General features: G+C 38.6%; 13 protein-coding genes. All 13 read right to left on the bottom strand.

Annotated elements, in window-relative coordinates; genetic code table 11:
- Positions 1 to 587: 587 nt before the first annotated feature.
- A complete protein-coding gene (locus AB1K83_RS05100) occupies positions 588 to 1,442 on the bottom strand; it encodes an HNH endonuclease (protein WP_413057068.1) in 855 nt (284 codons plus the stop codon).
- Between the two features lies 1 nt (position 1,443).
- Entirely contained in the window at positions 1,444 to 3,087 is a 1,644-nt protein-coding gene (locus AB1K83_RS05095) for an AAA family ATPase (RefSeq protein WP_413057067.1), read from the bottom strand.
- A gap of 133 nt (positions 3,088 to 3,220) precedes the next feature.
- Positions 3,221 to 3,934 carry a hypothetical protein gene (locus tag AB1K83_RS05090; protein WP_413057066.1) on the bottom strand — a complete coding sequence of 238 codons (714 nt, stop codon included), beginning with the start codon at positions 3,932 to 3,934 and terminating at the stop codon, positions 3,221 to 3,223.
- A gap of 65 nt (positions 3,935 to 3,999) precedes the next feature.
- Positions 4,000 to 4,821: a S1 RNA-binding domain-containing protein gene (locus AB1K83_RS05085; protein WP_413057065.1), complete on the bottom strand. Its 822-nt coding sequence runs from the start codon at positions 4,819 to 4,821 to the stop codon at positions 4,000 to 4,002.
- 62 nt (positions 4,822 to 4,883) lie between these two features.
- Positions 4,884 to 6,569, bottom strand: coding sequence for a type IV secretory system conjugative DNA transfer family protein (locus tag AB1K83_RS05080; RefSeq protein ID WP_413057064.1), 1,686 nt, complete (start codon positions 6,567 to 6,569; stop codon positions 4,884 to 4,886).
- A gap of 21 nt (positions 6,570 to 6,590) precedes the next feature.
- The gene (locus AB1K83_RS05075; RefSeq protein ID WP_413057063.1) at positions 6,591 to 7,004 is read right to left on the bottom strand and encodes a hypothetical protein; all 414 of its coding nucleotides are present in this window, start codon (positions 7,002 to 7,004) and stop codon (positions 6,591 to 6,593) included.
- A gap of 127 nt (positions 7,005 to 7,131) precedes the next feature.
- Positions 7,132 to 7,551 (bottom strand): VOC family protein, encoded by a 420-nt coding sequence (locus tag AB1K83_RS05070; protein ID WP_413057062.1) that lies wholly within the window; start codon positions 7,549 to 7,551, stop codon positions 7,132 to 7,134.
- A 187-nt stretch (positions 7,552 to 7,738) separates the two neighbouring features.
- Positions 7,739 to 8,224, bottom strand: a complete 486-nt coding sequence (locus tag AB1K83_RS05065; RefSeq protein WP_413057061.1) for a hypothetical protein — start codon at positions 8,222 to 8,224, stop codon at positions 7,739 to 7,741.
- 227 nt (positions 8,225 to 8,451) lie between these two features.
- Positions 8,452 to 8,943 (bottom strand): hypothetical protein, encoded by a 492-nt coding sequence (locus AB1K83_RS05060; RefSeq protein WP_413057060.1) that lies wholly within the window; start codon positions 8,941 to 8,943, stop codon positions 8,452 to 8,454.
- Positions 8,944 to 8,948: 5 nt separating this feature from the next.
- Positions 8,949 to 9,155: a hypothetical protein gene (locus AB1K83_RS05055; RefSeq protein ID WP_413057059.1), complete on the bottom strand. Its 207-nt coding sequence runs from the start codon at positions 9,153 to 9,155 to the stop codon at positions 8,949 to 8,951.
- An 80-nt stretch (positions 9,156 to 9,235) separates the two neighbouring features.
- The gene (locus tag AB1K83_RS05050; protein WP_413057058.1) at positions 9,236 to 10,285 is read right to left on the bottom strand and encodes a replication-relaxation family protein; all 1,050 of its coding nucleotides are present in this window, start codon (positions 10,283 to 10,285) and stop codon (positions 9,236 to 9,238) included.
- Positions 10,286 to 10,555: 270 nt separating this feature from the next.
- A complete protein-coding gene (locus AB1K83_RS05045; protein ID WP_413057057.1) occupies positions 10,556 to 11,257 on the bottom strand; it encodes a hypothetical protein in 702 nt (233 codons plus the stop codon).
- Between the two features lie 278 nt (positions 11,258 to 11,535).
- Positions 11,536 to 12,564 carry a peptidoglycan DD-metalloendopeptidase family protein gene (locus AB1K83_RS05040; RefSeq protein WP_413057056.1) on the bottom strand — a complete coding sequence of 343 codons (1,029 nt, stop codon included), beginning with the start codon at positions 12,562 to 12,564 and terminating at the stop codon, positions 11,536 to 11,538.
- Positions 12,565 to 12,599: the final 35 nt, after the last annotated feature.

Raw genomic sequence — 12,599 nt, 5'->3', positions numbered from 1 at the left:
ATCGGGAGACGTTATTTTAAGCGGAAAGTGTCCAAATTTAACGAGCAAAAAGTGTCCAAAACTACTTGACGGTTACACCCATTTGTTGGCTGAACAAATCTGCTCCAAATCAATGACTTCTGCTCATTTGTAAACGTCAACACTTTTTCCATTTCAACCATCTCCTTTTATATTTTTAAAAATAAAAAAAGCCGACATCACCCCTAAGGGATCAATCAACTTTTAAGAAACCAATGCTACAGAAAACGAAAACCATTTTTTTCATATCATTTTATTTCACACTCCTTTGAGATTTAAAGGTAAAAAGCCAATGATACCCAAATGGGATCATCGGCTTTTCAATTTATATTACGCAAAAATGCGCAAGTATCTATTATACATAAAAAAAATTTGTGAGCTAAGCAGGCTGCCATCTTATCATAAAGAGAATGAAATGGCTAAACATTTGTGCCGAATCTCCTTTAATAATTAATCAAAGGTTTTTCGACTTCCACTTTAGAAAAATGGTGACTTTATAAACAAATTAATTATTTACATTATATCCAAATCAAAGATGGTTAGCAATTTTTTCGAAATTCGGTGCTAAGTTAAATGAGGTCTTCTGGTTCCCCAATCTCGAGGAACCCACCCTTACAAAACCAATCACTTTTGGCTACCCCTTCATAAAAAGCAGTTTGCCAAGAATTCACATGAGCTTTCTTACGACTAGAGGCTTGTTCAACTAAATGTTCTCTCAAACTATTTTCATTTAATAAACTCCAGTATTCAATTTGACCTATTATTTCATCAACTGAATGTATTCGATAAAGTTCATTTAATTTAAAGGACTTGAAGTGATGTTTGACACGTGCAGCTAATAGATCATTCCAACTATTAGGTGGTTCAATAAAAAAGTTTACCCAAGGAATATTTTCTTCAACTACTTCTGCAAAGAGAAAACGTTCCATTCCTAAGTCATCAAAATACGGATGTAAAGTTTCTTCTAAACTTGACTTAGCAATTTTGGATGATTTAAGTTTGTTACATTCATGACAGGCTGGTATTAGATTAATAGGCGCTACTACAAGCGAAGGATATTCTGATTTAGGTAATACATGATCGAGAGTTGAAACTTTCCTTTGTCCACAAATGGGACATGTCCGATTGAAAGTTGCTTTCTTAATCTTATTATATATCTTGTATCCTGGGCCATTTTGGTGAGCCATTCTTTGAGTGTATACCGCTTTCATTTCATCAATGCTTATTCGCCTGATTAAACAAAGTTTATCTTCATAAGTATGTAATAATGCCTTATTCGCTAATTCTTTATATGCCTCTGAAGCCTTTGCAATATCTGGTAAACATTCAGTGTATCTATCCTTTAGATCCAGATTCCTGACTTTACTAATACAGGTCTCGAAAACTTCAATTGCTGAATATGGAGGTTCTCTTAAAATACGCATTTTAGCCGTTCTCCCTCTGTTGCATCAGTGCTCTTAAAATTGCTCTAGCTTCCATTCCAAGTTCGTTATTAAAGTATTTCAAAGCATCTTCATAACTTTCCATTTTATTTGCGACTTCATGTAATAATTTGTGAAACCCTGAATCAGTGATTTCAAAAGAAAATACTTCTTTTGTCAAAGTATTAATATTCTCTCCAAAAGTTTCAATTTCCGGTCTATCAAATTGAAACTCTCTACCAAAACGATTTAAAATCCATACACATTTTTTGGGGATTTCTTGCAAAATAACTGGTGAATGTGTTGCAATTATCCCCATTCCATTTCTACTAACAAGTAGATTTGACAATATTCTAGTAAACGTTGATAGCAGAGGGGGGTGCAAATGTGACTCTGGCTCATCTAACAATACTAATGTTTTTTCTTCTAATTCTTGAATCAACTTAACAATTGTCAATAATACAATGCTATGACCTGAACTGAATTTTTTACATATAGGTTCAGAGGTTTCTATAAAACTATCCTTTAAATACTTTTTCTCATTTTCTGTCAACTCCCTCTTTTCAAGATCAGCTTTTTTTTCATATTGTCTTTCTTCTTCTGTAGCCATTAGTAGGTCTGCAACTTGAGAATTTGCAAATATCGGATCAGTATAAAGCATATTAATCGCCTGTTCTAGCCTAGCTTTTTTCGATGGAATTGCTCTGCAAGTCCACACACTTTCTATAAATTCATTACGTAATTGTTCCGTACTTTTAGTTCGAACTGTATTTTTTAATGAATCAGCTTTTTTTCTTTTGATATTCTTAGAAGATATAGCCCTGGTTTTTAAGCCAATATAGGTATAACCAATACCATTCTTCTTTATTTTTTTTGGTTCAAAAAATTTCGCATCATCAAATGCACTAAATGAAAGATAAATGATGTTATCAAATATTTGTTCATTTTTTGGCACGATAGATGAATGGAATTCTCCAAAATTTTCTCTTTCCTTCTCAGAACCTATCAATGACCCTACCATTTGATTAAGTAAATATGTCTTACCAACACCGTTCCTTCCGATAATTGCTTGAACATTCGTAGGTGGATTGGAGTCAGGTTCAGAAACAAATGGTAGTTCATACCTTTCAGATAACTCGTTTTCACTTTTAGGTATTATAAATTCTAAATCGTATTCTGTGAGAGCAGAATTCCCGCTGGCTAAATGATTGTACTTCTTTTTGATTGTTTCGATATTTATTCCCCTCATCACCGCATCCGAGGTTACATTTAAAGAAACTACCTTACTTAATAGATTGAGGTCTAATGAAATATCTTTTAAATTTTGAAGTAATTGATCTCTAAATTGATCCCCAAGACGATTTAAATTTTCATAATAATAGCTGTCCTGACCAAGTGAAAATAACTTTGTATTATTTAGTGATTCAAATTGTTTTGGAATGTTTACTTTATCTTGACCCTCTTTCATTCCAATCTCTCCAAATTTTACAGAACCTATATAAAAGACCTCATCTTGTTCGTCCTTAAAATACATTTGATAAAGTACTCTGTATTTCCACCAGTCATTCCAGTTATCCTCTACAAGATAAACATATCCTCCCTGCTCGTTTTTCACATTAGTATCTACAGGTGTTACTTTAAAAATCATTTTTTTCTTCCCCCATTAAATGGTTAAACCAATAGATATATAGTAATTGAATAGAATGAAAGATATGAATATATTGTAGCATAGAACGATATGAAATCAGACTATTACATCATATGTCGATCCCATATTTTTCTTAATCATCTAGGTCACGAATAAAATTTCCGCTCTCATTAAGAAAGTAAGAAAGCTTTTGTAGATTTTTGTTGTAGGAAAGTACATCTAAGTCTAAAAGCACTCTTAACTTGAGATCTTGGATAAACTCCTTTAGGTATTGTAAGTGTCTAATTGATTCTGCAATAATTATGAGTTGCTCACTAAAGTTTTTTGCATTCCATTTCAAATATATGAGTAGATCATTTAGATCACCGCGTGCTACATACACATAAATCCGCCTTCCTTTAAACTGGATTGCCCCACTAAACGGAACTGGTGTAGGAAGAATCTTATTTTCAGGAAAATGTTGAAACAGTTGAAAAAACAGAAGACGTTTCAAAACATCCTCTATTTTATATTCGACCCAGTAATTACTTTCGTAACACTCATTCGGCCCAGAAATAACTGCTCCATTTATTCCAAGTGTGTAAATAGGTATAACCTGCTTATTTCTATGGATCTCATGTCGAACGATTTTCCTTTCTGTCACCATTCGTTTGAGCCGTTTCTTATCTAAAGAAAATAACCGGGAGAGTTGCAATCCCCCGATTAACCCTACAGCTGCCAATGCCGCTAAAGCCTTTCTTTCCTTTGGTGACTCTCCATTTATAAAATCTGAACGTTTTATATTCGATGGTATTCGTGTCCAATGAAGCGACCAATCGTGCGACAAAGAATATGGACTAAGTGACATTGCCTATTCCTCCTCTTTTTATAATTAAAAGGGTTGCATCAATTTGACGCAACCCCTCCCCAGGTTCAAAGCACACGTGTTATACGAGCACGAATCTGCTCTTTCTGTGCATCTGTTTCCAATACACGGACAAGCACACGATCACCCTTCTTCACGTTCTGAAACTTCAAATGACGGGCCAACGAATCTACACCTGCTTCCAGATTAATGAACACACCATATTCACGGACACCTGAGACTGTACCGACGTATTCGTTGCCAGATGTATAACGTCCGATAGAACGGAGCCACGGATTTTCTTGCGTTGCCTTTGCGCTTACCGTTACTTTCTTTTCTTCTTTATCTATCTCCAAGACTTTAACTTTCAGATGATCCCCCTGCTTCACTTCTTCTGTTAAATCATCAATCCAACCGTATCTGATTTCTTCAAGTGGAATCTTCACCTCAATACCGCCAATATCCGCACGGACAAGTGAAGGGCTGACACTTCGGACAACGGCAATAATTTCATCATCCACTTCAATTTTCTTGAGCGTGATGGCAGCCATGTGATCCAAAGCGGCAGTACGTGAGCCAGTGAATATTTCCGCTTCCCTGTCATAATTCAAAACCTTGAACGCCACGGATTGTCCAGTCATGGCTCTTAACTGTTGAAGGTTAGCTGCCCCTGTAAATTCCAATGGAATGAACCCGCGAATATTCCCTACAGAGACAACTGCACATGTCTTACCTAGTAATTTTTCAATTCCGATGATTGGTGCCTGGATAATTGAGTTATTTTGATGCGCACCGTAGACCTCTTTCCAATCCTTATCAAAGTTATTTACCACTTCCACTTTCGATGGGTCAAAACCCTCAATTAGAACTTGCACGTTGTTTTCAGCCATTTTAAAATCTCTCCATTTCATTAGTTTATCTTTTGTAAGTCATTGAAACTCGGTTCATTTTGCTAATCCCAAAATCCGTCATTAGACCTCACAACATTGCTCGTTTCTTTCGATTTTATTTTTGCACCTGATGACCGTTCAGCCTCTGTTTGAGATTGTTGAACGATGGACTTAACCGGTTCCATTGATTCTTTTTTCTGTTCGGAATGATGTTTCATTTCTGCTTCCTGTTTTGTTTCATTTGGAAGAGAATCACTTGTTTGTTTTTTATTTGCAAATTCTTTAAAGGAATGTAGCGTTTCAAGTTCAGGCTGGGAAATCGGTTTACTTGATGATTCAGCCCTCATTTGCTCTACCTGTTCAAGTCCAACCGCTCTTTCTTTTTTCGCTTTCATTCTCTTCCGGAAACGACTGAGCAAACTATTCATCTTCGACTTTTTAATAGACGTTCCACCCTCCCATTCCCTCAGCTCCTTCCAATTACGAGGAACAAACTGACCTTTCGCTAACGCTGGCTTTTGCGGTGTTCCGTCCTGCAGGAGTTTATGGACAAAGTTGAACTTTGGTATGCCGTCCATTAAATCCGTAGGGTCAAATCGATATTCTTCATCTTCTGTATCACGATAGGAATCTGGAAACAGCCGCGGCAATAAGATACGGTTCTTATATGTGCTTTGCCGCATGATGACTTTGTCTTTGCCGAATTCATTCGCAAAATCTTGAGCATCTTGTGCTGAAATGCCGCCAAAACAGATTTTGTTTCGACAAGACGTAAGAATTGCTTGTTTCATCGCCTTCGGACCAAGACTTCCTGATTCGATTTCGAGTTGACCAAGAGATTGTGTAGCAAAAATACCCGCTACCTTATATTCGGCAGCGAGTGATAAGAAGATTTCCACGTCAGGATTGATGTAACGGCTGTATTCATCGACTATCAAAAAATGGGGTATACGGGTTTCTTCTGTTCCCGGTCTCCTGAACGTTCCATTTTGCAGGTGCATAATCATGAATTGGCCGAAGGCATCACCTGCTTTACGTAGCTTTCCAAGAGCTGTATTGACGGCAAGAACTCCCCCTGTTTCCAAGTGTTCATCAATATTCACATCGCTCCTACCTGTCATGATAGTTCGCAGAGCTTCATTACTAACGATGTTTTCAAGTTGTGCTCTTAGACCGATTACGAATTGCTGGTATTTTTCTCGCATACTTCCCAGAAGTTCCGCTTCAAAAAAATGGACCAAGTCCGTCATGCCGTCACGATGCTTCAATTCCGATACCTTTTGCTGTAAAACGTTTTGATCGCGCAGCGTGTTCATCACATCAATAATATCCATGCTATCTCCATGAAGTTCTTTCAAGAGTTTCGTCACATTACGGGCAGAGAGTTCTTGTACAGTTGCGAAGAACGCATCCTGCTTTCCGAACAATCCTTTTAATACAACGACTGTCGCCTCCGCCACTGTGTCCGTTTCACCTTCCATTGGGTTAAAGCTTGCAGAATCGGGTTTGTCTGGGTCAACATGAATATATGGGATATCCATTTCTTCACACATTTCAGCAACCATCGCCGCCACATCCCCTTTCGGCTCGACAACAGACAAGCCTAAAGGAACACCTCGTTTCTTTTGGAGAAGCAATTGATAGATCATGGGCTTCAATATAGTTGCCGTCTTTCCGCAACGAGTAGGGCCCACAGCAAGCATATGAGTAAAACAATCACTTCCCTGCCATACGATGGGCATTCCCATCAACCTCACCTCCTTTCAATATTATTTCTTTATCCAATCCCACTTGCCGAAGTACTCATGGATTTGATCCATTTTGAATGGGGCACGATGATCATCCTCAAAACTGAACAACGTTTGAATGGTTCTAGATATTTTATATCTGAGTAATTCCAGGTGCTCTTTGTTCTGTTTTCTTAACATTAGTTGATTTGCATTTTCACCTTCTTCCCATAATAATTCTGGTAGCGAATTGGCATTGTGGGATATACGTTTCACCCAAAACCGCATATCTTTTTTATAATTTTGAGTATCCAACATCCTCAACAATAGAAGGGATGTTTCAAGGACAACAAAACCCAACTCGATTAATTGGGTTGGGCTTTGTTTCGCTACACATTCTTCGACTTCCGGGTAGATATACAGCTCATTTCTACAGATTTTAATTTTGAAAAACACTTTGTGATTTCCTCCTCCCGTATAAAGGCAATAAAAATAACACGCTTTATTCAATGGCTGAATGAAACGTGTTTTGTATAGGTTAGCAACATAACCCTTTAGTTGAAGATGAAGTTTAGAACCTTTTTCAGTAATTTCCCCAAGCTGGATTCCAAACTACTTCCCACAAATGTCCGTCAGGGTCTTGGAAGTATCCAGAGTACCCTCCCCAAAAGGTATCGTGTGCTGGAACTGTGATAACTGCACCAGCTTTATCTGCCTGTTCCATTACCATATCGACCTCTTTTTTACTCCCTACATTATGCCCAATTGTAAATTCAGTAGGGCTTTTTGGTGTCTGATTTATGCTTGTGTCATGGGCTATATCCTCACGATTCCAAATGGCAAGTTTTACTCCTGATTGTAAATCAAAAAACGCAACAGCACCATGCTCAAATTCTTGCCCAACTATTCCTTCTGTTGGTAATCCAAGTCCATCTTGATAGAACTTCAATGACCTTTCCAAATCATCTACACCCAATGTTATAACTGAAATTCGTGGTTTCATCTAATACCTCCTAGAATAATTAATCCATTATCTTAATATATTGGGCTATAAAATCCAATGTTATTAAATTAACCTGCCCCGTTAGTTCAATAAGAAAAAAAGCCATCAAAGTAGCACCATTTTGTTCAATAAAACTTCTACTAAAAGTACGTCAATCCTTCTCGTTTCAACTTACTTGATATTTTTCTTATTGCGGAATTTTTTTCGACACTATAAAAGGTTCCGTCCTTAAAACTTCTTTTCCATTTTCTGAGACAATAACTCGTACTTCTTTTGCATTTGAAATGATTCTCAATGGATTCTTCATTGAAACATACAGTTCTCCTTGCTCATTAGGCTGAAATAAAGTTTCCCCTACAATAGTTCCAAATCGTATCTCGACATTTTCTTTAGGTCCAAAAACAACTCCTTGGTGATTATCTCCTTCAAGTGAAATTTCATAGTTTGCAGTTGTTTTTAATTCTTTTGCTAATACAATTACGTCAATAATTCCCTCTACAATCGCGCCATCATCGAGAATTGTGTCCTCAAATGCAATGGTTACTCTACCTGAGCCATCTTCAAAAGGTATATCTTCTGCCTTATAAACCCCGACTTCTATAACGCTTGCTTCATTTGAACAACCAGTTAATAACAGCCCGAATCCTAGCAAAATAATTATGATACTACGCATTAATACCCTCCCTTTATCATAGTGCTTAACATTCTTCACTCCTCATTTTCATTAAAATTCCTTGTTCAACTAACCTGCCCGTTACTTGAATAAGAAAAGGACATTATCATTGCACTAGTAATGCACCAGAAAGCACTAGCAATTCTATAAATAGAATTATAGGACCAATCCCGGAATATTCCAACACTATTTCAACCCGAATATTTATACCTAGATTCCATATTTTGTTAATCATCATTGTCAGTGGATTCACCTAGCACGATTCTGACATCACCTCGTTTTATTCTCTCCCTTTCCTCCTTCCTTTTTTCAAAATAGCTTTTGTTCGGCTGTTCCTCAATTCGTTGGTTACCACGCTTTTTCTTGTAAGAGATTTCTGCTCGGATGAAAACGATGTTCAAATAAACAGAAACTGTCACGAGCAACACCAAAGTCATTTTCATCATCGTTAACCGGGAAAGGAACTTTTCCATATTCCATGCTGCATAAACAAGGCTTGAAAGAAACATTGCTGCGAACAACGACATCGTGAATGACATAATCCTATCCAGCTTTTTATTTTTCCGCTGTTGCATTCGCTTGACGATGAAATAGATGGCAATAGTCGTCAGCCCAGAAATCAGGATCAATCTTGCTGGGGGGATATAGACAGCATTGAACATGGTTGTGATGCCCAATGCTGCAGTTAGAAAACTTATGGCCACTATGAAAACTTGCAATGGAATCAACCCTTTCTGCTTCGGGCACTCGACACTTCCAGATTCAACACGAAAACAAGTTCATCGGCTAAAAGTTCACGCATGGTCCGGTACATCCTCCGTTGTTCTTTTTCACCAAGATGGGCAGCGATTTCTTTATTAAGCCCAATTTCATGGGCAGTCAGTTTTGTCATTTCCAGAAGTTCAGGAATGACTTGATTATTAATTTGCATAGTATTTCTCCTTTCATGATTAAGTGATTGTAAATACAAAACGCGTTTCAAAGGACTGGTTATATATAATAGAAGGAACATTAAATTGCTGACAGGTAATCGATAAGATCCCCTGAATCAATTTCAAGAAAGTCGATGTGATGAATCTCTCCTAATAGCTGTTCGTGTGTATGCCGGGTCATTGGTGTGGTAATCACAAGCACTTTACGACCATCCAATTCGTACATTTCTTTGCGGTATTGCTTGATATTATAAATTTTGACCAAATCTGTGTCGAGCAGATTCACAAGATACTTTTCTTCTCCTTCGTACCGGACGATTCGCTCCAAGCCATCGTATTTTTTCTTCCTAGTGTCTTTAAAATCCGTTTTGAAGGACAGGTCGTAAATTTCGTAGTCTTCTAGAAACTTCATGACGTTCTTTTCATCTTCGAAATGGCGTAAATAGTATTTGGCAAAAGTGTAAGGAAATACTTTCAGACTTTGGCATTGAACGATGGCAGATGTATTGGTTGAAAGATGATCAACGATTTTCATGTAGCTTGCCGCGCTCTTGGCAAAGAGGATATAGTTTGGATTGCTGACATCCATCAACTCCTTGGATACCTTCATGAGATTTTTCATTCCCACGCCATGGAGGAACATGTAGAACAGATATTCCGTGCCTCGTGGACTTTTCAGCATCCCCTGTACGTTTGCTCCCCGGTTCAGCTCGAATTTCTCCTTTACCTTCCTGCTATCCTTCATTTGCCATCCGTATGCCTCCAAATCAATCATTACATCATTCGTGGAGAGTAGGAACGGGAGGTGACGAATGTTTATTCGTAACTGGTCCGCTCTCCGTTCAACAGGCACCCCCTGCTCTCGCAAGCAGGAAATGCCGATTTCACTGATTCGGTGATAGGAGCCTTGCCTGTTCTGATTGACAAGATAACCACTGATTGGGTGCGTGCTGATCAATCTGGAATTGCGCAAGATTCGTAGTTTCTTGTACGTGTACCATCGTGACAGTTCGTAGCGTCGCATGATCTGCTCCGTACTCAATGCACGGTATTCGTAGAGTCCAGTTAGTATCGCAATATCCAAAGGTTGGAGTATCTTCACGACCTGTTTTTTGTTGGCCCGCGACATGGATTCATCTCCTTTCGTTTATTCGTGGGGGCTGTTTATTTTCGGTCACTTCTACACGGTGTTACGAATTGCCTCAACTAAACCTCCTCAATTTGTCCAATTCGGCTATATCTCAATAAAGCTATTCATGCCCTGCATTTCACTCTAAAATAGAGGGTACAATATTACGTCCCTATTGGGTACAATATTAAGATTTGCAATGAATCCTTATATTGCACCTAATAATCATGGTATTTTGCCGGGTACAACATACGCAATCCACAAAAAGAGTCAGCCCCAAAAGTCATTGGATGCCCCCTCTAATAAGTGGCTCATTACTTCCCCCTGCTTCCTCTCTTTTTCAACGTTTTTTTGCTCGATATCGGCTTTATATTTTTCCAATATCCCTCCCTTTACAGTTGCTTCAGGGATATGAGCCAAGTGAAAGTGTTCACTCTGTAGATACGTGATAAACTCTGCAAAATTCTCCTGTGGTACGACATAGACCTGAACATGATTCCCTCGCGGATCTAGAAATCCGACATCGACATTCCATACTCGCCACCAGCTATCATCCCCAATCAGTCCAGTATGCCGGATTGCATCCTGGATGAGCTTCCTATTTCGATTATCTAAATCACGAATGACTTTATTTTCGTAATGATGAGCAATGATAATTGCAGACTTATCGAACTTAATATTAATCTTCGAGAAGTCATAGGCATCAAGGGTTGCGCGATAATAATAATGTCTAATCATTGCTAGATAGTCCCGATCTGCTTCTTTATATAACGGTAAAGCACCTTCATATGAAAACTGAAAGACAGGGTAACCATTGATAAACATCGGTTTCACCCTAGCCATTGGATAAACGGAGGTGCTACCTATCGCATCATTATTCCCCCCTAGCCTATTGATTCTTGCCATCAGGTAAACTTTCATTTCCTCAATATTCTTCAATTGCTCAAATAGCATTTTCTTTTCTGAGTCCATCAAATTCATTCCTTTCTAATTTCAGAGACGTTATTTCATCCCCCTAACCCTGCTACGTCAATGTTTATGAATCCTAACGTCGGACGTAAATGATCTTTCTGAAACGCAAATAGCCTAACGTCAGACGTTAGGAATGAAAGACCCTATAACACCAATATTTATACGATGTTTTTTTGTCCGACGTCCATTTTGCTAAACGGCCGACGTAAACGAATGGAAACACTGGATTAGCAATACTTTCAGAACTACTTTACGTCTGACAAAAATCATTTCCTGATTTACTCTTCTTTAACTGGTTTGTATTCCGATAAATACGGCATGGGATCTTCTTTGACACCGCCGCGTATTATTTCAAAATGGAGATGATTTCCGGTGGAAGTTCCAGTAGAACCGCATGTACCGATTACGTCCCCTTGTGATACCTCATGATTTGTACTTACTTTAACGGAATTCATATGGGCGTAAAGTGTAGTTACCTCACCATGATTTATCATTACATGAAGTCCGTAACCATTTGACCAACCATTACCTGAGGCAAAGATGACATTACCACTCTGGGCTGCAAGGATTGGGTCTCCATTTGCACATGCAAGATCCACGCCGGTATGCAATCGCTCATCCCCAAATACGGGGTGTATACGAAAACCGAAGGGGCTAGTAATCTTTATTCCGGTCATCAGGGGAATTATCCAATCGCCAACAACGTGTACTTCACAGTTCATCGTCAAACCACCGAATTGAGCAACAAAGGTTGTTACAGCGGGCACCCAATGTTTATTCAATCCAGTTGGATCATTGTCGGCTCCAATGGGTGCATAGGCACTGCCTAAATCAGAAATTGTAATTAACCCATCTTTAATTATTCGATTGTGCAACGTCTTCCCCATTGCCTCTATTCCATCTTCAATTGTTGCAAAGGCATATAAAAACCGGCTACCAGTTGCCGGGTCCATTAAACCACCCGGATTATTTTTCAACATGACAGCAGCCGATGTTCCCGAACCTGTTTCATGAAAGGCTACAGCAGCCATCAATACCGGATCAATTTCATATTTGTCAGCAACTTCAATAAAAACCTGTCCCTTGTCCGTAAATTTACCGGCATTATTGAATTGAGAGAAGAACAGTTCCTCACTGATTTCACCATCTGGCCGACAGACAGCGCCACCGGCGAGATTCCATCTTTCATCATCCTCCTCGGTAAAGATTACAAATACAGCAAAGAAGAGGAAGAGGACGAGAATGGAAAACAATAGAAGTAAACCCGGGCTGGCTAAAACCGGGACGATCCATAGCAACTTTTTCATAATATCTAAACGAACACCTCGCACATAAAAGTTTT

It is taken from the genome of Sporosarcina sp. 179-K 3D1 HS (assembly GCF_047228905.1).
Taxonomy (GTDB): domain Bacteria; phylum Bacillota; class Bacilli; order Bacillales_A; family Planococcaceae; genus Sporosarcina.
Note: the sequence above shows the minus strand (reverse complement) of the source record. Positions and strands in the feature narration are given on the sequence as shown.